General features: G+C 30.2%; 22 protein-coding genes and 1 riboswitch. Of the genes, 20 read left to right on the forward strand and 2 right to left on the reverse strand.

Annotation, left to right across the window (positions count from 1 at the left end; genetic code table 11):
* Positions 1-119: 119 nt before the first annotated feature.
* Together K0039_RS08075 and K0039_RS08080 are read left to right on the forward strand one after the other, a co-directional pair.
* Positions 120-1,778, forward strand: a complete 1,659-nt coding sequence (locus K0039_RS08075; protein WP_228104540.1) for a hypothetical protein — start codon at positions 120-122, stop codon at positions 1,776-1,778.
* Positions 1,779-1,888: 110 nt separating this feature from the next.
* Complete coding sequence (locus K0039_RS08080) at positions 1,889-2,617, forward strand: TraX family protein (RefSeq protein ID WP_228104541.1); 729 nt, start codon at positions 1,889-1,891, stop codon at positions 2,615-2,617.
* 51 nt (positions 2,618-2,668) lie between these two features.
* Here K0039_RS08080 and K0039_RS08085 read toward each other — a convergent pair whose 3' ends face one another.
* A complete protein-coding gene (locus K0039_RS08085; protein ID WP_228104542.1) occupies positions 2,669-2,929 on the reverse strand; it encodes a hypothetical protein in 261 nt (86 codons plus the stop codon).
* A gap of 306 nt (positions 2,930-3,235) precedes the next feature.
* Between K0039_RS08085 and K0039_RS08090 the strand changes: the two genes are divergently transcribed.
* The 14 genes from K0039_RS08090 (at position 3,236) to K0039_RS08150 (ending at position 18,041) form a co-directional block, all read left to right on the forward strand.
* Positions 3,236-3,808: a hypothetical protein gene (locus K0039_RS08090; protein WP_228104543.1), complete on the forward strand. Its 573-nt coding sequence runs from the start codon at positions 3,236-3,238 to the stop codon at positions 3,806-3,808.
* 303 nt (positions 3,809-4,111) lie between these two features.
* A complete protein-coding gene (locus K0039_RS08095) occupies positions 4,112-5,527 on the forward strand; it encodes a YfcC family protein (RefSeq protein WP_228104544.1) in 1,416 nt (471 codons plus the stop codon).
* A gap of 22 nt (positions 5,528-5,549) precedes the next feature.
* Positions 5,550-7,010 carry an aminoacyl-histidine dipeptidase gene (locus K0039_RS08100; protein WP_228104545.1) on the forward strand — a complete coding sequence of 487 codons (1,461 nt, stop codon included), beginning with the start codon at positions 5,550-5,552 and terminating at the stop codon, positions 7,008-7,010.
* Positions 7,011-7,373: 363 nt separating this feature from the next.
* Positions 7,374-7,733 (forward strand): GntR family transcriptional regulator, encoded by a 360-nt coding sequence (locus K0039_RS08105; protein ID WP_228104546.1) that lies wholly within the window; start codon positions 7,374-7,376, stop codon positions 7,731-7,733.
* A 17-nt stretch (positions 7,734-7,750) separates the two neighbouring features.
* A complete protein-coding gene (locus tag K0039_RS08110) occupies positions 7,751-8,443 on the forward strand; it encodes an ABC transporter ATP-binding protein (RefSeq protein WP_228104547.1) in 693 nt (230 codons plus the stop codon).
* A complete protein-coding gene (locus K0039_RS08115) occupies positions 8,433-9,263 on the forward strand; it encodes a hypothetical protein (protein WP_228104548.1) in 831 nt (276 codons plus the stop codon). Before K0039_RS08110 ends, K0039_RS08115 begins: the two co-directional genes overlap by 11 nt.
* Positions 9,264-9,277: 14 nt before the next feature.
* Complete coding sequence (locus tag K0039_RS08120; protein WP_228104549.1) at positions 9,278-10,522, forward strand: hypothetical protein; 1,245 nt, start codon at positions 9,278-9,280, stop codon at positions 10,520-10,522.
* Between the two features lie 294 nt (positions 10,523-10,816).
* On the forward strand, positions 10,817-11,494 hold the full coding sequence (locus K0039_RS08125; RefSeq protein WP_228104550.1) for a response regulator transcription factor: 678 nt from the start codon (positions 10,817-10,819) through the stop codon (positions 11,492-11,494).
* On the forward strand, positions 11,494-12,414 hold the full coding sequence (locus K0039_RS08130; RefSeq protein WP_228104551.1) for a sensor histidine kinase: 921 nt from the start codon (positions 11,494-11,496) through the stop codon (positions 12,412-12,414). The genes K0039_RS08125 and K0039_RS08130 overlap by 1 nt, the downstream gene beginning before the upstream one ends.
* 108 nt (positions 12,415-12,522) lie before the next feature.
* On the forward strand, positions 12,523-13,200 hold the full coding sequence (locus K0039_RS08135; protein ID WP_228104552.1) for an ABC transporter ATP-binding protein: 678 nt from the start codon (positions 12,523-12,525) through the stop codon (positions 13,198-13,200).
* Positions 13,197-15,692: an ABC transporter permease gene (locus K0039_RS08140; RefSeq protein WP_228104553.1), complete on the forward strand. Its 2,496-nt coding sequence runs from the start codon at positions 13,197-13,199 to the stop codon at positions 15,690-15,692. Before K0039_RS08135 ends, K0039_RS08140 begins: the two co-directional genes overlap by 4 nt.
* A gap of 98 nt (positions 15,693-15,790) precedes the next feature.
* Positions 15,791-15,937: an IS66 family insertion sequence element accessory protein TnpB gene (tnpB, locus tag K0039_RS23865; protein ID WP_369123849.1), complete on the forward strand. Its 147-nt coding sequence runs from the start codon at positions 15,791-15,793 to the stop codon at positions 15,935-15,937.
* Between the two features lie 238 nt (positions 15,938-16,175).
* The gene (locus K0039_RS08145; protein WP_228104554.1) at positions 16,176-17,399 is read left to right on the forward strand and encodes a deoxyguanosinetriphosphate triphosphohydrolase family protein; all 1,224 of its coding nucleotides are present in this window, start codon (positions 16,176-16,178) and stop codon (positions 17,397-17,399) included.
* Between the two features lie 201 nt (positions 17,400-17,600).
* On the forward strand, positions 17,601-18,041 hold the full coding sequence (locus tag K0039_RS08150) for a DUF2628 domain-containing protein (RefSeq protein WP_228104555.1): 441 nt from the start codon (positions 17,601-17,603) through the stop codon (positions 18,039-18,041).
* Between the two features lie 46 nt (positions 18,042-18,087).
* Here the strand turns inward: K0039_RS08150 and K0039_RS08155 are convergent, their stop codons facing one another.
* Positions 18,088-18,525: a hypothetical protein gene (locus K0039_RS08155; protein WP_228104556.1), complete on the reverse strand. Its 438-nt coding sequence runs from the start codon at positions 18,523-18,525 to the stop codon at positions 18,088-18,090.
* Positions 18,526-18,705: 180 nt separating this feature from the next.
* Between K0039_RS08155 and K0039_RS08160 the strand changes: the two genes are divergently transcribed.
* The 4 genes from K0039_RS08160 to mgtA all read left to right on the forward strand — a co-directional run bounded on the left by K0039_RS08160 (position 18,706) and on the right by mgtA (position 24,366).
* Positions 18,706-19,122, forward strand: a complete 417-nt coding sequence (locus tag K0039_RS08160) for a peptide deformylase (protein WP_331476730.1) — start codon at positions 18,706-18,708, stop codon at positions 19,120-19,122.
* Between the two features lie 247 nt (positions 19,123-19,369).
* Positions 19,370-20,263 carry a sulfite exporter TauE/SafE family protein gene (locus tag K0039_RS08165; RefSeq protein WP_228104557.1) on the forward strand — a complete coding sequence of 298 codons (894 nt, stop codon included), beginning with the start codon at positions 19,370-19,372 and terminating at the stop codon, positions 20,261-20,263.
* Between the two features lie 168 nt (positions 20,264-20,431).
* A riboswitch (M-box (ykoK) riboswitch) is annotated at positions 20,432-20,592 on the forward strand.
* Between the two features lie 407 nt (positions 20,593-20,999).
* Positions 21,000-21,317 (forward strand): DUF3784 domain-containing protein, encoded by a 318-nt coding sequence (locus K0039_RS08170; RefSeq protein WP_228104558.1) that lies wholly within the window; start codon positions 21,000-21,002, stop codon positions 21,315-21,317.
* Between the two features lie 277 nt (positions 21,318-21,594).
* The gene (gene mgtA / locus K0039_RS08175; protein WP_416390105.1) at positions 21,595-24,366 is read left to right on the forward strand and encodes a magnesium-translocating P-type ATPase; all 2,772 of its coding nucleotides are present in this window, start codon (positions 21,595-21,597) and stop codon (positions 24,364-24,366) included.
* Positions 24,367-24,411: the final 45 nt, after the last annotated feature.

The raw sequence follows: 24,411 nt of genomic DNA on the forward strand, positions 1-24,411 counted from the left end.
CAAAGAAATTAAATTTTAAATTCATTTTGAATTTTAGCAAAATAAAATCTGTCCGTATATAAAATATAAATAAACATAAGGGTCCATATATTAATATGAAGAATTAAATGGAGTTATATATGATTAATAAATTAAACAATTTGAACTTAAGTAATAATGATTTAGAGCTGAATAATATATACAAAAATGAAGAATTAAATAATACAAATACAGGGGAATTAAAAGGTGAAATAAGCAATAATTTAAAAGATGCTCAAGCAAATTTTAATAAAGAAATGATAGCTAAAGCTGAAAATATAGCTATAAAAATAGTTAAAGGAGAGTCTTTAACTTCAGAAGAAAAGGAGTTTATTAATAAGAAATATCCGCAGCTAAAGGAATTTGCTACTAAAACATATAAAGAAGCAAATGAACAAAAGATTTTTATGAAGATGAGCAAATTAGGTGAAATACCAAACATGGATAAGGATATTAATAATTTGGAGTTATATATGATTAATAAATTAAACAATTTGAACTTAAGTAATAATGATTTAGAGTTAAATAATATATACAAAAATGAAGAATTAAATAATACAAATACAGGGGAATTAAAAGGTGAAATAAGTAATACTTTAAAAGATGTTCAAGAAAACTTAAATAAAGAGATGGTAATTAAAATAAAAGAAATCATAGCTAAAGCTGAAAATATAGCTATAAAAATAGTTAAAGGAGAGTCTTTAACTTCCAAAGAAAAGGAATTTATTAATAAGAAATATCCACAACTAAAGGAATTTGCTACTAAAACATATAAAGAAGCAAATGAACTAAAGATTTTTATAAAGATGAGCAAATTAGGTGAAATACAAAATACGGACAAGGATATTAATAATTTAATAAATAATGAAAAGATAAAAAACAATACACTGTTTAAAGATTGCAAAATTACAGCAAGTGAATGGAAAGTAAAAGAAGAATCAATAGGTGAGATTGAAAAATATTTTGTACAAATAAAGAAAGATTTATCTAAACTTGAAAATATATTATTAAAAATTATAAAAGGTAAGAATTTAACATCTGAAGAAAAAGACTTTATAGATAGAAAATATCCTGAGTCAAAAAATGCGGCTAATGAGATAAAAAATGAATACAAATCTTTAAAAAATATTATAAAAGGATGTAAATCAGGTGAAGATGTAGATGAAATAATTTCAAAAGAGATAAATAAATTAAAAAAAGAAGAAAGTATTGAGCAAGGGAATAAAGAAAACACGCTAAAAACAATATTAGTTAAATTAAAAAAAGAAATAATAAATGAAGTTATAAAATCTACCAAACAAACAATTAAAAATGAAGAAGTGGATTTGAAAAAATTTGAATATATAAAAGATAACATATTAAAAGGAGAAAAAATAACTTTAAAAGAACTTAAATTTATACAATCAAAAAATCCGCAAATAAAACAAATTATAGAAGAGACTGTAAAAGAGATTATAGATTCAAGCTTAAAAAAAGAAAATAATAATCTTAAATTAGATAAGAAAGCAGTAATGTTAAAATTAATAGAAGATACAAAAGAGAAGGGAAGTAAGGGCTCATTATCTGAATTAGAAGTGAAAATAAAACTACTTATATTAGAAGATGAAGATGATATATATAGTAAAATTGTAAATCCTGAATCAATATATGCGCTAAATCCATTTGTCTATTTTAAAACTAACTTAATGTCTTATAGTTTAATATGCCTTGGCATAGCAGGTGTAATTTTAGTAGTATCATTACTTTTGCATAATCACTAAAAATGTAAGAAAACTATATTTCAAAAATGTAATTATAATGTAATGTAAATAAATAGGTAGAAATTCTCATGTGATATAGAATGAATATATCAACTTGAGGGGGAAAACAAATGAAAAAATTTAATGCATTTCAAATAAAAATATTTTTAATTGCACTTATGTTACTTGATCATATATTTTTTGCATTTAATGGATTAATGCCTAGCTGGGTACATGCATTGACAAGAGGTGTTGCACCTATGTTTGCATATTTCTTGGTGGAAGGATATTTTTATACTAGAGATAAACGAAAATACGGAGTTAGATTATTAGGGTTTGCAGTATTTATGCATTTGGGAAATATGATAATAAATACTTTATTTGCAAGCAAAAACGTAATGGTTGATAATAATATATTTGCTACACTATTCGTAGGATTTATTGTAATAAGCATATTTGAAAGAGCTAAAAATAATGAAGGATTAGTAAAAGTATTATTCAATGTAGTTGCTATAGTAGTGGCATTTTATGTTGCTCCTTTAGTAGAAGGTGGATTTTCAGTTATACCATTTATAATGATCACTTATTTCTTTAATGGAAATAAGAAAAAACAAATAATAGGGTATTTATTATTATCTATAATACTTTTCTTTATGTCATATGCTCCTTATGACTCAATTAAGGATACACTTGATATGTTAATGTATAACTCAGATTTCTTAGCAATTTTAGCTATACCAACAATACTTCTATATAACGGAGAAAGAGGTTTAAACAATAAATTTAGTAAGTATTTATTCTATGTATTCTATCCATTACATTTATGGTTTATAGCAGCTATAAGTTTTATGATTAAATAAGAAATTAAAACGCAAAATAAAGCTCCCATGTATTAAATGGGAGCTTTAATATTATCTTTTTTTCTTTTTCTTTTTTTTCTTACCTTTATTTAGACGCCTTTGTTCAGCTTTAGATGCTTTCTTTTCTGCAACTTTTTTAGCTTTTTCTTCTTCATTTCTTTTTTCCAATTTAAAAACATATAGAGTTAGTAATAATAATGCTAATCCCATAGCAGCAAATATGTAGTTTTTAATATATAATCCCAAAACTATAATAGTACTATCAACTATAATACCTATGTGATTTTTATATTTCATATAAAAATTTTTCATATTAGTCCTCTTTTTCACTTGAATTTTATATATCTATAATAAAAAAACATAGAACATTAGTCAATAATAATTTTAAAAATACACTTGTTAAATGATAAAGATAGATTTGCATGTTACAAGTAACAGAACATAACGGTATTTGGGTATGAATAAAAAATATCATATATTTAATATAAAATATATGATATTAAATTACAGGGAAAATTTGTTTACGACAATAAAATGTTAATTTCGACAAAGGTTATGGTATATAATACAAAGAGAGTGCATTAAATTAGAATAATTAAATTGTGGGGGAAGAAAAAAATGAGTAAAAAATTATCAGTATTAATGGCAGCAATATTATCACTAAGTATGATGTTAGTAGGATGTAAAAGTGAAAGTCCAACAGATGTAGTAAATACATATTTTACACAACTGAAAAAAGGAGATAGTGAAGAGGCTAGTAAGTTTATTGAAGATACTATTTCAGAAACAGAAGATGAAACTGGAGATAAAGCTGCAGATGAACAAACAGATGAAGTTATGGATGAAGCATTAAAAATATATCTTTCGAAAATGGATGCTAAAGTATTATCTGAGAAAGTAGATGGAGATAATGCAACTGTTGAAGTAGAACTTAGCAGTCTTAATTTTGGGAATATGTTAATAGAAGTAATGCAAGAAGGATTAACAGATGCTTTTAGTGGAAAAGAAGTAAATGATGATTATATGAGTAAAAGTTTATTAGAAAAAGTTAAGTCAGGTAAGGTGGAAACAAGAACTGGAAAAGTAAATTTAATAAAAAAAGATAAAGTATGGACAATAAAATCTGACGATGATATACTTGCGTTAATGCTTGGGAAAGCTGAGTTAGAAGATAATTCAACAAATAAATAAATTATTATACTAAAAAAGAATATGCTTATATTAGCATATTCTTTTTTGTTAACATAACTATAAAGTAGTAGTTATTATAGTTTAGTACAAAACAAATTTATGGAGGTGCTTTCTTGACTAATAAAAATAAACTAGGTCTTCATATTAGTAAAATAAATCATATAATTTTAAGAAAAAAATTTTTATTGAAATAAAGCCATTAATGTAATAATTAGTGGCTTTATTTTATTCACTCTTACATAAAATATCTTTTAATGGCAAATTTAATATAAATAGCAAAAGTTATTAAAGGAGAAATGTAAAATGAGCACAAATGAAAATAAGAAAAGATCATTTAAGTTACCAACGGCTTATACTGTATTATTAGCCATAACAGCAATTATAGCAATTGCAACATATTTTATACCAGGAGTTAAGAAGGCAACTTTGGCAGATTTCGTTATGGCTCCAATAACTGGATTAAAGGAGTCAATTGATATAGCCATATTTGTTTTATTAATAGGAGGTTTTTTAGGAGTTACAACAAAAACAGGCGCTTTAGATGCAGGTATAGGAAATGTTGTTGCCAAGTTAAAAGGAAAAGAATTAATTCTAATACCAGTGCTAATGTTTTTATTCTCTCTTGGAGGAACTAGTTTTGGTATGGCAGAAGAAACTATAGCTTTTACAGCCTTAGTTACAACTACTATGATAATAGCAGGATTTGATCCTTTAGTATCTGTAGGAACAATTATTTTAGGAGCAGGTTGTGGTGTTTTGGGATCTACAGTTAATCCATTTCTAGTTTCTGTAAGTATTGGTGCACTAAAAGGAGTAAATATTGCTACCAATCAAGTTATAGTAATTGGTACGAATATAGCATTATGGTTATCATCACTACTTATATCCATATTTTTTGTTATGAATTATGCTAAAAAGGTTCATGCTGATAAATCAAATACATTATTATCAGACTCAGAAATAAGACAAGCAAATGAAGCTTTTATAGGAAATAAAGATGGCAAAGAAGAAATAATAGAGTTTACTGGACAGAGAAAAGTTGTATTATCACTATTTGCTTTTACTTTCTTAGTAATGGTAGCAGGAATTATTCCTTGGGAAGAATTTGGAATAACTATATTTGCAAATACAGCGTTTTTAACTGGAGCTCCCCTTGGAAGCTGGTGGTTCTCTGAACTAGGCATGTGGTTTGTAATTATGGCAATAATTATAGGTTTAGTTTATAGAATGACAGAATTAGAAATAGTAAATTCATTCCTAGATGGAGCAGCTGAAATGGTTGGAGTTGCCTTAGTCATAGGTGTCTCAAAAGGTATATCAGTTATAATGGGCTCTACAGGATTAGATGCATATGTATTGTCAAAGGCATCTTCAGTATTAATTGGAATGTCACCAATTATATTTACAGTAGTTGCTTATTTAATTTATATGGCGTTGTCATTTTTTATACCTTCTACATCTGGACTTGCAGGTTTATCAATGCCAATATTTGGGCCTTTAGCAGTTAGTTTAGGATTTTCACCAGAAGTTATAATCTCAATATTTAGTGCTGGTAGTGGTATTGTAAACTTAGTTACACCAACAAGTGGTGTTATAATGGGAACACTAGCTATAGCAAAAGTAGATTATTCATCATGGGTTAAGTTTGTAACGAAAGTATTATTAGCTATTTTCGTTGCATCAGCAATTATATTAAGTATTGCTATGATGATGGTATAAATTAATTTGAAGGAGAAAGTAAATGACAATAAATATTGAAAACCCAAAACTACAATCAGTTTTTAAATATTTTTCAGAAATATCTAAAATACCTAGAGGCTCTGGAAATGAAAAGGGAATAAGTGATTATTTAGTAAGTGAAGCTAAAAGACTTGGATTAGAGGCAATTCAAGATGAAACATTAAACGTAATAATTAAAAAGCCAGGTACACAAGGGTATGAAAATAGTCCAGGAGTAATACTTCAAGGACATATGGATATGGTTTGTGAGAAAAATAAAGACACAATTCATGACTTTACTAAAGATGAAATAAAATTAAGAGTAGATGGAGATTATCTATATGCCACAGGAACAACTCTGGGAGCTGATAATGGAATAGCAGTTGCCATGGGACTTGCCTTACTAGCAAGTGATGATATACCTCATCCTCCTCTTGAAGTACTTTATACAGTTAATGAAGAAGTTAGTATGATAGGTGCTATGAAGCTAGATGGAAGCATATTCAAAGGAAGATATATAATAAACGTAGACTCAGAAGAAGAAGGAAAAATAACTGTAAGTTGTGCTGGTGGTGTGACTGCAGTTATTAATATAGATAAAGAGTACAAGGAAGCTTCTTCATCAAAAGTAGCTTATAACATAGGAATAAAGGGTCTTCAAGGTGGACATTCAGGAATGGAAATCGATAAAAAGAGAGGAAATTCCAATGTATTAATGGGTAGAGTTTTAAATCATATTTGTAAAAATGGAATAAATTATGATCTAGTTACTATTCATGGTGGACTTAAAAATAATGCCATACCTCGTGAAGCAGAATGTGTAATTCTTATAGATGATAATAATAAAGAAGCTTTACAAAAAGAAATAGGAAGCATTTTAGATATATTTAAAAATGAACTAAAAACCTCAGATCCAGGAGTAATTTTAGAATGTAATAAATGTGAAGAATCTCATGACAAATCATTAAGTGACGATATTAAGGATAAAATTATTGGTGTATTAAATTTAATGCCTAGAGGTATTCAAACAATGAGCGCTGATATAGAAGGTTTAGTAGAAAGTTCTACTAACTTAGGTGTTGTAGTAACCGATGATAATAATATTAAGTTTGAATTTGCAACTAGAAGTTCAGTGAAAAGCTTAAAAGAAGACTTGAACTATAGAATGGAGCTGCAAAGCAAGTTTATAGGAGTTAACTTAGATTTAGAAGATGATTATCCTGAGTGGGAATATGCTAAAAACTCTAAACTAGAAAAAATTTGTGAGGATACTTACGAAGAGGTAACAGGTAAAAAGCCAGAGATAGTGGCATTACATGCTGGATTAGAATGTGGATTATTGCTTGATGCCATAAAAGGAGCAGAGGCCGTATCCATAGGTCCAGATTTATTTGATGTTCACACACCTAATGAACACTTAAGTATTAGTTCAACAGAGAGAACGTGGGATTACTTAGTGGCTATTCTTAAAAATATTAAATAATTATTTATATAAATTTTAAAAATTGATTTTATATAATAAACAAAAAAATGACATCTAATTTATTAGATGTCATTTTTTTTGGTAAGTAAGTATTAAAAAAGTTTATATTAACCTATTTCTAGGACAATAACAAAAATGTGTTTTTTACATTTTATAGTATAAATTTAAAAAACGCAATACATATTTTTGAAAATATATATTATTCTGTGAATTTTTTTATATTTTAAATAATTAATAATTGGGAAAATGATTTACCAAAATATTATTGACTTCTATAGTGTACTATATATATAATACACTATGAAGGGTGTATTATATATATAGTACACTAACATAATTGATTCTGAAAGAAGGAGATAGATATTGAAATTTATAGTGAATGATAGAGAGCCTGTATATATTCAAATCATTAGAAATATAAAACAAAAAATTGTGACTGGTGAATTGAAAATGGGTGAAAAACTTCCTTCAAGAAGGGAAATGGCAATAATTATTAATGTCAATCCAAATACAGTGCAAAAAGCATATAAGGAGATGGAAGAAATGGGGCTTATTAATACAATAAAAAATAATCAAAGTACTATTACTGAAGATGAAAATTTTGTTAGACAAATAAGACAAAGTTTAATAAATGAAGCTACGGAAATTTTTGTTGAGCAGATGAAAGCTATTAACGTAGGGAAAGATGAAATTAAGAATATTATAAATGAAAAATACGATTAGGGGGATTTTAGGTAAATATGATTGAAGTAAAAAATGTTAAAAAGAGATATGGAATAGTCAAAGCTTTAGATGATGTTTCTTTTAATATAGAAGAAGGAAAAATTACTGCTATTTTAGGTGTGAATGGTGTGGGAAAATCAACTATTCTTAAATCTATTGCAGGTCTTGTAAAACCAGACAGAGGAGAAATTATTATTGATGGAGAGAAGTTTAATCAAAAAACCTACAATAAACTTACCTTTGTGCCAGACATAGATATACATTTCTCGCATTTGAATATTAAAGAGACTTTTGAGCTTATGAAAATTTTCTATAAAAATTGGGATGAAAAAAGAGCTTATGAAATGCTTAAAATGTTTTCCTTAGAGGATGATCAAAATATTAGTAAATTATCAAAAGGAAATAAAGCAAGGGTGAAAATCATAATTGGTTTTGCGCAAAGAGCCAAATACACATTACTTGATGAACCATTCTCTGGAATAGATATTTTTAAAAGAGAAGAATTTATAAAAGCCATATTAGAGTTTATTGAAGAGGATGAAAGTATTATTATTACTACACATGAAATAGGGGAAATAGAACAAATTGTGGACGATGTAATAATTATCAATAATGGAAAAGTAGCAGAAATTTTTAATGCAGAAGAAATTAGAGAAAACGAGGGGATGTCAATTGTTGACAAAATGAGGGAGGTATATGATGGGAAATAAAATATGGACTTTGTTTGAAGTAGAGTTTAAAAGAATACAAAAGATATATTTTGCTATACTTGCTTTGTTATTTTTAAGTAATGCTGGGTTATTTACTTTCTTAATTAATTTAAATATAAAAGAAGCTGAATCAATCTTAGGCTATAAAGTAGGAATATCAGAATTAAAAGAAAAGATTGCAATAGAATTATTCAGCTCAGGATATGTAGCACAGACGACTTACCAGTTAACATTTTTTCTTTTAATAGGAGCGTTATTATGGTGTTTATATTATGGGTTGACAATTTGGTACAAAGATTTTTCAAATAAGACGAAACCAATATATACTTTGTTTATGTTACCAGAAAACAAATTTATCATATTTATATCAAAATTAATAACTATGATAACATTAATTTATGGAGTAATATTTGTACAATTTTTATGTTGGTTAATAATGGGTACAATGATGAAAAATATAAGTGGATTATCCTTTGAGCATATTATAAATATTATAAACAATGCAAGACCAGATATTTACATGATTCACATACCACAAATAAGTAGGGTAGAGTTTATAATGATATTTATTTTAGGTCCAATCCTTGCTATGACAGTTTTATTTACAGGAATTATGATGCATAAAACAGTTAAAAAAATAGGAGGATTATTTGGAGTAATATATGTTATATCAATAATTAGTGTATATTTATCGATAACAGGAATTTACAATACATATTCAGATGTTTTAATGAAAACACATTTGATCTTTTATCTAGTAGTATTTGTCATGTCTATGAGTGTTTCTTATAGTACATTGACTAAGAAAATATATGTTTAATGGGGGAGAAATGCATGAATAAAAATATTGGCAAAAAGTTTTTAAGTGTCGTATGTGTAGGTCTTTTAGGAATAGGTATTTCTCTATTTAATCTGGGCAAAAATAATGAAGAAGTGGAAGATTTATATGGAAAAAGAAGTGAACTAGGAGATGTAAACATTTTACTTCAAAATAATAAAGGCATGTATGAAACTAATGAGATAAAAATAAGCAATGATGATATATCAATAGATTATATGGCAAAGCAAGGCGTTCCTAATTTTAATTTATCAAAGAATAATATAGAAGGAAGAAGTGCATTAGAAATTCATACTTATGGTTTTGTAGATTATTCAGCGGCTCTATTAAAAGATGATGATAGATTTGCAGCAGTTCGTTTAAATAATGAATATGCAGATGAAGATAATTATGAATTAGTTGCAAATATAAAAATTAAATATGATAACAAAGATAAAGTTGAAAGTTATAATGTATCTTTAGGTGATCAAAGTGTTAATAGTACAAGAGTAGTTTATTCTTCAGTTCCCATAAGCATAGACAAGGATAATCTGTATATTGTTACACTTAAAAGTTGTTATTCACAAGAGTATATGAAAAAAAGAGAAAATGCAGATTACGAAGGATCTGTAAGTGATGACTTTGATAAAACTGAATTAAACTTATATAAAATTAATTTATCTAGTAAAAATTCTAAACATATTTTAAGTAAAGAACTTGATGGAAAGGACATTTATATAAAGAATGAAGTATGTTTTGCTAATAAGAATAAAGCTTACTTTTTAGTAAATGAAAAAGATAAAGAAAAGGGTTATAAATCGTCATTATTAGTGTTTGACCCTTTCAGAAAAGAAATAAAGACAATAGATTTAGGTACTAAAGAAGATAACATAAAAAAATTCTCTGTTGAGGATAATAAGCTATTATTATTTTCTCATGGTGGAATTGAAGGTAAAAATATAAAGCTTAATAATGGTGAGGCTAGAGAGATTTTAGTTGATTTAGAAAGTTCAAAGGTGGAATATATTAACCATATAAAAATAGATGCTAATGGGGACGATATTTTACAAGTGAGAAAAGTTGGTAATAAGGTATATTATATAACTATAGGTTATGATGAAAAAGGAAAAGATGCAGGAAAGTATTTTTATTATATTGGAGTATTTGATGAAAACAAAAATGAAGTAGTATATAAAGGTAGAATAGATCAAAACACAAATTATTATGGTGAAGTTGGAATTGTTAAAGAAAATGAGTTATAGAAAAAAGATGTTAGTAGAAATACTAACATCTTTTTTATTCAGTTTTTGAAAAGAAAGGACGGATATAAATGAAGAAAATACGAAGTTATACAGGTATATGGTTGGTATAAAAGGAGTCCTATTATAGATATACTCTTTGGCAACTTGCCCACGATATCCATGATAAACGTGGATTTTTTATATTGTGGTTTCACTTCGTACTGATAAAAATAAAACGTTTTATTTATAGAATGTTTCTTGATGTTATTTGGATGCTCGTCTACAATTATAAAGAGCCAAGGAGGGGAACAGCAAATGAAACGAATATTGATTATTGAAGATGATTTATCTTTAGCGAACGGTATTGCGCTCGCCTTAAAAGACAGTGAATTTACCTTTATACAGGCACAAGATTTGCATTGTGCATGGCAAGAAATCGGAATCACGACCTTTGACCTTATCATTTTGGATATTAATCTACCCGATGGGAACGGATTGAATTTCTTGAAAGAGTTACGCAGTTACTCTGATATTCCAGTAATAATTCTTACTGCCAATGATATGGAGACAGATGTGGTCACTGGTCTTGAATTGGGAGCGGATGATTATATCACAAAGCCATTTAGCCTGATGATTCTGAGGGCAAGAGTAGGAGCTCGAATCCGAAGTGCTGCGCCTGTTCTTGTCGATCCAATACTAATTAATGGCTTTCAATTCTCCTTTGCCAAAATGGAGTTTTATAAAAATAGAGTTCCCATTGAATTAAGCAAAACTGAACAAAAGCTGCTTCGTATTTTGATTGAAAATAGAGGACATTCCTTAACAAGATCGCAGTTGGTGGATGCCATTTGGACAGATGGCGCCGAGTATGTAGATGAAAACGCCCTTTCAGTTACGGTCAAGCGTTTGCGTGATAAGCTGGAAGACACACCATCCTCACCTGTATACATTAAAACAATATATGGTATTGGCTACACTTGGGCGGTGATATAATGAACAAGTTGATTTTAATAATCGGAATTGTGGCAGTCGCTGTGCTGGTTATAGTAATTCCAATCATTTTATTATATCGTAGAAGAATAAAGAAAATCATGAATTCTCTGTTTTATATGTTGGACAGCGCCATAGATGGTAGTTTTACGGCTGATACTTTTGACGAATCCGCTCTGTCAGCAGTGGAAGAAAAGATGTTTCGTTTTTTATCATCCTGTGCAGTATCCTCCAAAAATCTGACTATGGAAAAAGAAAATATAAAACGCCTGATTTCTGACATATCCCATCAAACCAAGACGCCTGTTGCTAATATCATGCTTTATTCACAGATTCTGATGGAACATGATCTACCAGAGGACAGTATAGTATGTGCAAAAGCGTTGGCTACACAGGCGGAAAAGCTTGATTTTTTAATGTTAGCCTTAGTGAAGGTCTCTCGTCTGGAAAGCGGAATTATTACCGTTAATCCTCAAAAGGGTACCATGCAGGCGCTACTTAATTCCGTTATTGCCCAAATTCGACCTAAAGCAGAAGAAAAAGAGATTATCATTGAAACTGAATTGACAAATGGCACGGTCTATTATGACTCAAAATGGACTGTTGAAGCAATTTATAATGTTCTCGACAACGCAGTAAAATATTCTCATCGTCAAAGTACTGTCACAATCCGCTCTGTACCATATAATTTGTTTTTTAGAATTGATGTCATCGATCAGGGTATTGGTATTGCAGAAGATGAGCAAGGGAAAATATTCTCTCGATTTTATCGTTCATCTAATGTAAGTGGTCGGGAAGGTATCGGGCTTGGCTTATTTTTGACGCGAGAGATTCTCTCAGAAGGAGGTGGGTACATCAAGGTATCTAGAGCACTAGAACTAGGTTCCATCTTTTCTATTTTTCTTCCGACTGAGAAAAGGTAAATCTTTCAAAACTGTTAGAATTCTGAAAGAATGTGGAAAGATTGTTTTGTTATCCTGTTTATATCACATAAAAATGTGATGCAGACTTTTCTTAAGGAGGAAGCTATTATGATTATATTAGAAGCAAAGCAATTAAAAAAAATATATGGAAGCGGTCCAACGGCCGTTCATGCTCTGGACAACGTGAGCCTGACGGTGGATAGAGGAGAGTTTATTGCTGTAGTCGGAACATCGGGCAGTGGAAAATCTACTTTTCTTCATATGCTCGGAGGTATTGATCGTCCAACCAGTGGCTGTGTGACGATAGATGGCAAGAAAATTTTTGAGCTGAAAGAAGAAGAACTGACCATTTTTCGCCGCCGTAAAATTGGTTTTGTATTCCAGAACTTTAATCTTGTACCTATGCTGAATGTTTATGAAAACATTGTTCTGCCTATACAGTTAGATGGTAACAAACCGGATAAAAAATATATAAAGCAGATTATACAGATGCTTGGACTTGAAAGTAAACTGCAAGACCTGCCAAACCAGCTTTCTGGTGGGCAGCAACAACGAGTTGCCATTGCAAGAGCATTAGCAACAAAGCCAGCTATTGTACTGGCCGATGAGCCGACAGGTAGTCTGGATAGCAAGACTAGCCAAGATGTGATCGGGCTTTTGAAGGTGACTGGGGAAAAATTCAATCAGACCATTGTTATGATTACTCATAATGAGGAACTTGCTCAGCTTGCAGACCGTATTATCCATATTGAGGATGGAAAAATTTTAGTTGGTGATGCGATATGATTCGAGTAGGAAATAGAAAAATAGTCCGCAAGTTGGCAGTCAGAAGCTTTTATGATGCCAGAACACGCAACATCATAGCTGTAATTGCAATTGCCCTAACTGCGCTTTTATTCACAAGCCTGTTTACCATGGGGTCTGGTATAGTGAAAAGTATGCAGCGAGCCGATACGATCCTGTCTGGGGGTGAAGGACATGCACGTATTAATTATATGACCGAATCAGAATATCGCACTATAAGCAGTCATCCATTGGTAAATGAAATAGCCTATTGTCGTAAACTTGCCGACAGCGTGGATAACGATTCCCTTATCAAGCGTCATACAGAATTTTGGTATTATGATGATCTTGGGTTGAAATATGCGTTCGTTGAGCCGACGAGTGGGCATAGGCCACAGGAAGAAAATGAGATAATCACCGATACGATGACACTAGAGATGCTTGGTGTTCCACAAAAACTGGGTGCTCATATAAAATTAGACTTTACCGTTCGCAATAAGAAAGTTACACGTGATTTCGTACTCGCTGGTTGGTGGAAGAGCTACCCGGGTGTACAGACTGGCACGATTCTTACTTCTCAAGCTTATGTGCAAGCTCATTTGGGTGAATTGAAAAGCACCTACCGCAATGATCGGGCAGAAACCGGAACCATCTCCGGAATTATAAAATTTGCAGACACACAAAATATTGAAAAAGATCTGGAGAAGGTAGTGGCAGAAAGCGGACTTTCAATGGATACGAACGCACCCAACTATATAAATACAGGAATTAATCCGCTGTATTTATCGAAACAGACAACAATAGGAGTTGGAACAATCATCGCACTTTCCTGTGCCTTGCTATTATTTGTATTCACAGGCTATTTGATCATCTATAATATTTTTCATATTTCCGTTTTGCGCGATATGCACTTTTATGGATTGCTAAAAACCATTGGAACTACAGGACGACAACTTTACGCGATCATTGGCCGACAGGCGTGGATGCTTTCGCTGATAGGTATTCCATTGGGACTTTGTGGTGGCTTTTTTGTGGGGAAGGCACTTCTACCGACGTTGCTGGCACGATCCAGCTTCAATGGAAATGTAGTAATTGTATCACCTAATCCTCTTATTTTTGTAGTGGCTGCCGTATTCACGCTAATTACAGTGTTTATCAGTACACGAAAGCCAGCAAAAATGGCATCAAAAGTATCTCCAATCGAAGCTGTTCGCTATACGGATGCTGATTTAAGCAGTGGTAAGAAAAGAAAGAAAAATACAAAGAATGGAACCCCTCAAAAAATGATGGCATGGGGAAATTTTGGGCGAAATAAGAAACGTACTGTTCTGGTGATTCTAAGTCTTTCGCTTAGCATCGTGCTAACCAATACGATTTTCAATTTCTCCCATAGCGTGGATGCGGAGAATGCTCTTAAAAATACCAATGTTTCTGATTTTAGTATCGGTCAGGCTAACCTATTTTTTCAGTACCAAGTCAATGAAGAAAGTGCGCTTAGCGAAAGTTTTATCAGTGCAGTAAAAAAACAGGATGGATTTAAAACAGGTGGTCGCCAATACGGTTGTAAAGCTACATACACAAGCAAAACCACCAAGCAGACAATCAATCAGCAGAAGGATGGTTCATTCTCCACACATATATATGGTATGGATGAATTTCCGTTTTCGCGTGTGAAATTAGTTGATGGTGAAATAGATACAAAGAAACTTGAAACAGGGAAGTATATTCTAGAGGGTGTCTGGGTAGATTCACGCGGTAATATGGATATGGACAGTATGAATCATAGTATTGGAGATAAAGTCAAATTGAATTATAACGGTAATATTCATGAAGTAACTGTACTTGGTCATGTCGTCGCAAACGAGGCAAATACTTATGACTGGGTCGACTCCTGCTTCTTTTTTTCAGGGGATGTTTATAAAAAAATCACCGGAAATACCTATGCAATGAGCTATGTATTTGATGTTACAGAAGATAAAGAAACTGACATGGAGCACTTTCTAAAACAGTATACGAATAGTGTTGAGCCAACAATGAGTTATAAATCCAAACTTACTACATTAGAAGGTGTTACGGAGATTAAGAATACCGTTGTATCGATTGGTGGCACGATATCATTTATTATTGGAATCATTGGTATTTTGAATTTTATCAATACGATTTTAGCCAGTATCCTGATTCGTGGCAGAGAACTGGCTGTATTGCAAAGTATCGGCATGACTAGAAAACAGCTTGTCAAAATGCTATGCTTGGAGGGATACTATTATTCCACATTTACTGCGGTAATTTCCCTATTGTTAAGCCTTGGAAGTTCACTATTTATCGTGCGCCCACTATGTGATCAAATTTGGTTTTTAAACTTCAAATTTAATTTCTGGCCATTGGTAATCATATTCCCGTTATTATTTGTGCTAGGCTCTTTGATTCCATATGTTACCTATCGATTTACAGGTAGGCAAAGTATTGTAGAACGTCTAAGGATTAACTGCTTATAACTCCAATAGTAGGAGTTTGTTTTATCAATCCTAAATGTGGTTAATTCGCTATGAGTGATAGGAATGTATCAAGACTTTTATAAGTGAATTATAATCATGTGTATCTTACGTGTGGCAAAACAGAATTAAAGTTTGATAGTATCAAAGTTTTGATATATAACGGTGATGGCTTTACTATGTCATACAAGAGATTAGAAAATGGTAAGTTTAAGTGCTACGGGATAATAATAAAGCAAAAGAGTTAACTGTAATTTTAAATTAAGATGTAAAAGCTGAACAATAATATAAAACTAGAACATACTCACTTTACACTAGTGGATATGCTTTTATTTTATTAATAAAGGTATGCACAAAAATGTGCATACCTTTATTTGCTAGAAGATATATGAAGATAAGGATGCTGATAAGAATAGTAAGAGACATAAATAAATAGTGTTATAATATTATTAATATATAACTTATATTTATATATGGAGGGTGATTATGTACAAAAAATTTTCTGATGTAGCAATTAATGAATATGGAAATTGCAAAGAAGCAGTTTTAAGACAAAAAGAACTATACTCAAGAAATAATGATATGAGAAGTGAGTTTGAAAGGGATTATACGAGAATTTTACACTGTTTAGCATATAGAAGATTAAAACATAAGACACAAGTATTTTTTAATACACAAAATGATCATATTTGCACAAGAATGGAGCATGTATCTCATGTGGAATCAGTAAGTTATATTATAGCAAAAGCCTTGGGGCTAAACTTCGAATTAACAAAAGCCATAGCAACAGGTCACGATTTGGGCCATGCACCCTTTGGTCATGAGGGAGAAAATGCTATTAAAAAAATATTAGAAGAAAATCTAAATTATTCTTTTTGGCATGAAAAAAATGGTTTAAAAGTAGTGGATAAGTTGGAATTGCTGCAAGATAATAAGGGGAATCTAAGTAACTTGAATCTTACATATGCGGTGAGGGATGGTATAATCTGTCATTGTGGTGAAGTAGATGAAAATGGGATTTTTCCTAGAAAAAATTTCATAGATTTAAATACTATAACAAATCCTGGACAGGTTCAACCTTACACTTGGGAAGGTTGTGTTGTGAAAATTGCTGACAAAATAGCTTATCTTGGAAGGGATATAGAAGATGCACTTCTTTTAAAAATAATTAGTCGTGATGATTTAAAAGACGTATATGAACTGGGACATAAGTACGGCCAAAAAATAGTAAACACTTCAGTAATAATGCACGAATTAATGTGCGATCTTATTGAAAACAGTTCCATTGAAAATGGAATTTGCTTTTCTCATGAAAAACAGAACTTTATTGATTCAATAAAAAAATTCAACTATGAAAAAATATATAATAATGAAAAATTTAGTTACTATAAAAAATATGCCAACTTAGTAATTAACAGTATATTTGAAGAACTATTCAAATATTATGACAAAGAAAATACCATAAATAATTTACAAGCTAATATAGATAAGAAGTACAGATTTGTTCTAAGTGATTTTAAAGGGTGGATAATAAAATATTGTGATGAAAGTATTTTTGATACTAAGGACTTGAAAAATAGCCTTAATAATGTAAAGGTTTATGGAACTTTACATAGTGAAAAGATATATAAAGAAGCCATAGTAGATTATATTTCTTGCATGACAGATGCATATGCGATTAAATGTTTTAATGAGTTGATATGCTTTTAATGATAAAAACTTAACAAAAAAGATGGATTTGCTATAAAAAAGTGTGTTTAAATATTTTATCACTATACAATTAAGCTTTGTGAATTTTAAAAATGGGTATACCTATTGTTATAAAAGACAAATAAATTTTGAGCCAAATAAGCAAAAATATGATAATATATTAAGTATTTCAATAATTAAAATCATCAAGGAGAAAAATTTATGCAACAAGTAAATGAATTAAATTTATTCATACAAAAGAATCAAAATTTTTATGAAGAAAAATTTAGAAAAATGGATGATTCAGGAAAGAGCATATCTTGGAACTGGGCAGCATTTTTTATGGGCATATATTGGATGATATATAGAAAAATGTATTTTAAAGCAGGTGCATTTTTTATATTAAGCTTAGTAGCATCTTCTACACCATATATTGGAGGAATACTAAACCTTGCAGTTTTAATTGGTATAGGAATATATGCAAATGCATTATACCAGGATCAGATACGTGTAAATATGGAAAAAACAAAGGGACTATTACCTGAGGCTAAAGAGATAATTGCTAAGAAAAGAGGGGGAACAAACTTACCTCTTGCAATTGGATTATACGCAGTACAGAACATATTGGCCATAATAATTTTAGTTATGGTTTCAAAAATGTAAATTAAAATAGCATCCACTAATTTATTTTAGTGAATGCTATTTTTGCTTATTTTAAACCTAAATCTGATAGCATGCTAGATATTCCATATGCTTCATCATATTTTGAGTAGTAATCTTTAAATACATCATCCACATTGGAATCTCTAAATACCTCAAATTCAATTCCTTTAAACTCGCCTATAATACATTTTAAATTAGTATTATTTAAGTAATCTATTAATCTTAATATATACTCTTTTATATCTTCTTCAGGTAGTACATTTAACCCATCAATATTTTCAGCTACTATACAAGCAGAGTCATTTAGTTCTTCTGTTGAAAGGCTATTATCTAATTTAGATATTATACTTTCCAACTCTTCTTGGCTAAGTTCTAAGTCATCTATATTTTTATCATCTAAAATTTCTTGTATTTTATCTAAAATCATAGACTCATTCCAAGTATATTTATTAGATGTTATTTTATTATCAATCTTATTGTTCATTTTAAAAATCTCCTCATATTAATTTAATGTTATTATATCAAAAATTTTGAATTTTATCAGCAGGAGTAGCTTTTAGAATTTTTCATGGATAATGAAGAAGAATAGTAAATTTTTATATGATATAATAAGAAAAACATATTATCATAAAATAAATACATAAGTAAAATTGGAAAGGTTGGGATGAAGATGATAAAGCCAATTATGAAAGACGTATTGTTTTTAGGAGAAAAATCAGAACTAGCTACTAAAGAGGATATATATGTAGTTGATGACTTAATTGATACATTGAGAGCAAATCTTGACAACTGTGTTGGAATGGCAGCAAATATGATAGGCATTAAGAAATGTATAATTGTATTTGCCGTAGGAAATGCAATAGTTCCAATGATTAACCCAGTTATAACTAAGAAAGAAAATAGTTATGTGACAGAGGAAAGCTGTTTATCTTTAATAGGTGTTAGACAAACAACAAGATATGAAACAATAGAGGTTGAATATTTTGACAAAAGTTTCAAAAAACAAAAGAATATATTTAATGGATTTGTAGCACAAATTATTCAACATGAAGTTGATCATTGTAACGGAATAATTATTTAGAGATGAGATACTAGTAGAAATACTGGTATCTTTTTTTCTGAAATTTTTGAATACAATACACTATTTTACTGGAATTGTGTACAATTCAACCTTTTAACAACAAAATAAGACATGGAAGAATTTTCTATATTTGAAAATATAAAAAAATTTTAAAAAAAATTAAAAAAGGTGTAGAAAAAAATAAAAATAAGATGTATAATCGTTCTTGGCAAAAAAAATATTAAATTTTAAGGGGGCTAAAGCAATTATGCTAACAGCAATTTTAGGCGCATTAGGCGTTATAACAGCAGGTTACACAACAGTTTACGTAAATGACTTTAGGAAAAACAGAGATGCATCGAAGGCAAACGTATTCAAATCAGGACTGGTTATAGGATTCATAACAGATTTTCTAGATGCAATAGGAGTAGGTTCTTTTGCAACAACAACAGCAATTTTAAAATTCAGTAAGAAAGTACATGTACCAGATAAGTTGTTACCAGGAACATTAAACGTCGCTCATGCATTACCTATGATAACGCAAGCGTTTTTATCACTTAATGCAATATCTGTAGACATCACTACATTAATATGTATGATAGTATCAGCAGTTGTAGGTTCTTGGATAGGAGCTGGTATAATATCAAAATTACCAGAGAAAAAAGTTCAATTAACTATGGGGGTTGCTCTTGCGGGAACAGCTGTATTATTAGTATTAGGTCAATTAGGATTAATGCCATCAGGTGGAGAGGCAATGGGTCTTACTGGTGGAAAATTAATAGTAGGTATAGTTGGTAACTTTATACTTGGAGCTTTAATGACAGCAGGTATAGGATTATATGCACCATGTATGGCAATGATTGCACTTCTTGGGATGAATCCAAAGGCAGCATTCCCAATAATGATGGGTGCTTGTGCATTTGTTGGGCCAATAGCAAGTACAAAGTTCGTCAAAGAAGGAGCTTATGAAAGAGAAGTATCTATGGGTATAACTATAGGTGGGGTAATAGGTTCAGTTCTTGCATTATTATTCGTAACTAACATGCCAGTATATTGGTTAAAATGGTTAGTAGTTTTAGTTGTTGTTTATACCTCAGTAACTATGTTTAAAGCAGCTATGGCTAAAGAAGTAGAAACTCAAACAGAGGCAAAAGCAAGCTAATATTTAATATTAAATTAATTAAAAAGATATAAAAGTCTACATTTATGAAAATAAGGTAGACTTCTTTTATGCAAGTAAATGTTTATAATAATAAAAGTTTTATTAATGATATATTTCAAAAAAACCTTGACATTAAGTTAAAAATACTAATATAATGGTATTACAAATTAAAAAAATCGGTAGGTGAGGTTACCTTAGGGATACGGGTTGATGCCGCGAAATAGTGGAGACACTATTAGATGGTTAGCAGGATACATCGGAAAAAGAAGGTGTATTTTAATTCAATTACATTGCCCTAAGAAGCTAAAGCTTGAACGAGAATTATAGATATATTATTTATTGTATACAAATCCTTGTTTAGCTATGGCTTCACGAGGATTTTTTTATTGAATTCAAAAAATGATAAGAAGGAAGGTGAGATTGTGGAATCAGGTAGTCAGAGTAATAATTACTGTTGGAAAATAGTTGGTGTAAAACAAAAATTGGAATATGGGATTAGGATGTCTATTTGGTGTCATTTTTCTCCCATAATATATACTTATTAAAATAAACAAAAATATGTTTATATATAACAATTAACGATAAACACCTCTTAATAATTTCCAATAGTAAGAAATAATAAAATAGTGAATTTAGCTATTTAGTTATGCAAAAAAACTTTGGAGAGCAAGGGGTGTATTTTTGCGGCCTTTTTTAAGAAATATTGAGATGATGTATGAGAAAGGGGAGAGATAAAATGTTAAAAGAAATTATAGTTTTACTTATGTTTAGTATTATGTTTATGATTGTGTCATATGCCTTATACACTGGCAAGGCATTAAAATATATGAAATCTTATGAAGCAATGAGGGATGAAGACAAAGAAAAAATAAAAGTAATTCCACTTTGCCGAAATATAAGCGTAGCAATTTTCCTAGCAGCAATTATATTTTTTATAGCAGCGTGTTCATTACAATTTAGAGAAAACTTGTTTCAATGGTTCATTGTAATTTGGATAATAGGTTGTGCTATTGATCTATGGTACATTAATAAATCAAAAAAATATGAAAACTAGTTCTTAATAAAAAAGCAAAATTTTTAGTGAGCTAAATGCTTTGGCGTTTATATAGATATTAAAAAGAAAGAGAAGAGGTGATGAAAGTGGATTCCCAAAGGAATAAAGGCATAAAAGGTCAAGGAAGCAAAATTAATAATAATGATGATGAAGTTCCTATAATTCATTTTTCATCACAAATTTATAATAAATAATTTAGACATTCCTACCTTTAATTTTGTGCCTAAAAAACAGGTTGTTATAAAACAAAATTAAGGAGGTATTAGAAATGAATACTATAAAAAGATATGAAAATTTAAATGATAAAAGAAAGATTGTTCAAGAGGTTGCTAATAAAAATTATAATATGGAAAATTTAAAATTGGCAGCATCTTTAGATATTAAAATATTATTAGAAAAATTAAATTCTTCTGTACATGGTATGGAAGAAAAAGAAGTAATAAATAGTCGTAATACCCATGGTAAAAATGAGATTACACGTGAAAGAAAAAAGTCTTTAACAAAGAGATTAGTAGAGTCATTTATTAATCCATTTACTATTATATTGTTTTGTCTTGCTATTGTATCAACAATAACAGATATTGTATTACCTTATATTCAAGGAGCTCCAGAGAATGTGGATCCTTTAACTGTAATAATTATTTTGACAATGGTAGTAGCATCAGGAGCACTTCGCTATATTCAAGAAACACGTTCAGGAAATGCAGCGGAAAAATTATTATCTATGATAACTACAACATGTTCAGTTGAAAGAAAAGAAAAGGGACAAAAAGAAATTCCACTAGAAGAGGTAGTAGCAGGTGATATTATACATCTTTCAGCAGGAGATATGTTACCAGCAGATGTTCGCATAATTGAGGCAAAAGATTTGTTTATAAGTCAATCTGCTCTTACTGGAGAAAGTGAACCAGTTGAAAAGATTCATACTAAGGCTACAAAAGATTATGATGTTATAACAGAATATCATAACCTTGCATTTATGGGTAGTAATGTTATCAGTGGTTCTGCTAAGGCAGTAGTAATAGCAGTTGGAGATAAGACAATGTTTGGCTCAATGGCTAAATCAGTAGCAGGAGAAGCAGTGGAAACTAACTTTACAAAAGGTGTAAATTCAGTATCTTGGGTATTAATTCGATTTATGTTAATAATGGTACCTATTGTATTCTTTGTAAATGGAATAACAAAGGGTGATTGGTTAGAAGCTTTCTTATTTGCCATCTCCGTGGCAGTAGGTTTAACTCCAGAAATGTTACCAATGATAGTGACAACTTGTCTTGCAAAAGGTGCAGTTGCCATGTCTAAGAAAAAAACAATTATTAAAAATTTAAATTCTATCCAAAATTTCGGAGCTATGGATATACTTTGTACTGATAAAACAGGAACACTAACTCAAGATAAAGTTGTTTTGGAGTATTATATGGACTTACAAGGTGAAGAAAATTCTCGTATATTGCGTCATGCATATTTAAATAGTTTCTTCCAAACAGGATATAAAAATTTAATGGATAGAGCAATTATTACTAGAACAGAAGAGGAAGAGGCTAAGGATAAGGCATTGACAGATTTATCAGAGGCTTATCACAAAGTAGATGAAATACCATTTGATTTTACACGCCGTCGTCTAAGTGTAGTAGTAGAGAATTCAAATGGAAAATCTCAAATGATTACAAAAGGTGCTGTAGAAGAAATGTTATCCATATGTGACTTTGCAGATTACAATGGTGAAATAATACCACTTACAACAAAAGTTAAAAAAGAAATACTTGCTAGGGTTAATGATTTAAATGAAGATGGAATGAGAGTAATTGCTTTGGCTCAAAAAACAAACCCATCTCCAGTTGGATCATTTGGAGTAAAAGATGAATGTGAAATGGTATTGCTTGGATACTTAGCATTCCTTGATCCACCAAAAGAAAGTACTAAAGATGCTATTAAAGTATTAAAGGAACATGGAGTAACAACAAAAATATTAACAGGTGATAACGAAAAAGTTACTCGCTGTATTTGTCGCCAAGTTGGTTTAAGAGTAGAAAATATATTATTAGGATCTGATATAGAAAAAATGTCCTCAGATGAATTAAAGGATGCTGTTGAAAAAACAATAGTATTTGCAAAACTTTCACCAGAGCAAAAATCAACAATTGTTACTGTTTTAAGAGAAAATGGTCATACAGTTGGATTTATGGGAGATGGTATTAACGATGCTGTGGCTATGAAATCAGCAGATGTGGGGATTTCTGTAGATAGTGCCGTTGATATTGCAAAAGAATCAGCAGATGTAATTTTATTAGAAAAAAGTTTAATGGTATTAGAAGAAGGTATTATTGAAGGACGTAAAACTTATGCTAATATGATTAAATATATCAAAATGACAGCTTCATCAAACTTTGGAAATATGTTTTCAGTACTAGCTGCAAGTGCATTACTTCCATTCTTACCAATGATGAGTGTTCATCTTATAATGTTAAACTTGATTTATGATATATCTTGTATAGCTATTCCATGGGATAATGTTGATGAAGAATTTATTAAAGAACCAAAAGCTTGGGATGCTTCATCTATTGGAAGTTTTATGGTTTGGATTGGACCAACAAGTTCTGTATTTGACTGGACAACATACTTGATAATGTACTTTATAATATGCCCACAATTTGTATCTAATGGAGCATTATATAACACAATTGCAGATGGAACAATTGTTCAAAGTGGTATCTTTGCTGGATTAGATATGAAAGCAACTTATGTAGCAATGTTCCAAGCAGGTTGGTTTGTAGAGTCTATGTGGACTCAAACATTAGTAATTCATATGATTAGAACTCAAAAAATTCCTTTTATTCAAAGTAGAGCATCAGCGTCTTTAACTCTTCTTACTTGTGGTGGAATAGGATTACTAACAGCTATTCCTTTTACACCATTTGGAAAGGCCCTTGGTTTTGTTACACTTCCAGGAGTATACTTCTTGTACTTGGGAGCTACAGTATTTTTATATATGTGCTTAGTAACTATTTTGAAAAAAGTATATGTTAAGCGTTATGGTAGCTTAATGTAGGATATAAAATTGAGAAAAGCTACTAATTTAATATTAGTAGCTTTT

Source organism: Terrisporobacter mayombei, from assembly GCF_020748465.1.
Taxonomy (GTDB): Bacteria; Bacillota; Clostridia; order Peptostreptococcales; family Peptostreptococcaceae; genus Terrisporobacter; species Terrisporobacter mayombei.

What these genes read in the sequence shown, in the direction of transcription:
- K0039_RS08135 (WP_228104552.1), top strand. Translation starts at nt 12,523, where the DNA reads ATGATTATATTAGAAGCAAAGCAATTAAAAAAAATATATGGAAGCGGT.
- K0039_RS08090 (WP_228104543.1), top strand. Translation starts at nt 3,236, where the DNA reads ATGAGTAAAAAATTATCAGTATTAATGGCAGCAATATTATCACTAAGT.
- K0039_RS08085 (WP_228104542.1), bottom strand. Translation starts at nt 2,929, where the DNA reads ATGAAAAATTTTTATATGAAATATAAAAATCACATAGGTATTATAGTT.
- K0039_RS08095 (WP_228104544.1), top strand. Translation starts at nt 4,112, where the DNA reads ATGAGCACAAATGAAAATAAGAAAAGATCATTTAAGTTACCAACGGCT.
- K0039_RS08125 (WP_228104550.1), top strand. Translation starts at nt 10,817, where the DNA reads ATGAAACGAATATTGATTATTGAAGATGATTTATCTTTAGCGAACGGT.
- K0039_RS08165 (WP_228104557.1), top strand. Translation starts at nt 19,370, where the DNA reads ATGCTAACAGCAATTTTAGGCGCATTAGGCGTTATAACAGCAGGTTAC.
- K0039_RS08120 (WP_228104549.1), top strand. Translation starts at nt 9,278, where the DNA reads ATGAATAAAAATATTGGCAAAAAGTTTTTAAGTGTCGTATGTGTAGGT.
- K0039_RS08150 (WP_228104555.1), top strand. Translation starts at nt 17,601, where the DNA reads ATGCAACAAGTAAATGAATTAAATTTATTCATACAAAAGAATCAAAAT.
- K0039_RS08170 (WP_228104558.1), top strand. Translation starts at nt 21,000, where the DNA reads ATGTTAAAAGAAATTATAGTTTTACTTATGTTTAGTATTATGTTTATG.
- K0039_RS08140 (WP_228104553.1), top strand. Translation starts at nt 13,197, where the DNA reads ATGATTCGAGTAGGAAATAGAAAAATAGTCCGCAAGTTGGCAGTCAGA.
- K0039_RS08080 (WP_228104541.1), top strand. Translation starts at nt 1,889, where the DNA reads ATGAAAAAATTTAATGCATTTCAAATAAAAATATTTTTAATTGCACTT.
- K0039_RS08075 (WP_228104540.1), top strand. Translation starts at nt 120, where the DNA reads ATGATTAATAAATTAAACAATTTGAACTTAAGTAATAATGATTTAGAG.
- K0039_RS08160 (WP_331476730.1), top strand. Translation starts at nt 18,706, where the DNA reads ATGAAGATGATAAAGCCAATTATGAAAGACGTATTGTTTTTAGGAGAA.
- K0039_RS08115 (WP_228104548.1), top strand. Translation starts at nt 8,433, where the DNA reads ATGGGAAATAAAATATGGACTTTGTTTGAAGTAGAGTTTAAAAGAATA.
- K0039_RS08130 (WP_228104551.1), top strand. Translation starts at nt 11,494, where the DNA reads ATGAACAAGTTGATTTTAATAATCGGAATTGTGGCAGTCGCTGTGCTG.
- K0039_RS08110 (WP_228104547.1), top strand. Translation starts at nt 7,751, where the DNA reads ATGATTGAAGTAAAAAATGTTAAAAAGAGATATGGAATAGTCAAAGCT.
- K0039_RS08145 (WP_228104554.1), top strand. Translation starts at nt 16,176, where the DNA reads ATGTACAAAAAATTTTCTGATGTAGCAATTAATGAATATGGAAATTGC.
- K0039_RS08155 (WP_228104556.1), bottom strand. Translation starts at nt 18,525, where the DNA reads ATGAACAATAAGATTGATAATAAAATAACATCTAATAAATATACTTGG.
- K0039_RS08100 (WP_228104545.1), top strand. Translation starts at nt 5,550, where the DNA reads ATGACAATAAATATTGAAAACCCAAAACTACAATCAGTTTTTAAATAT.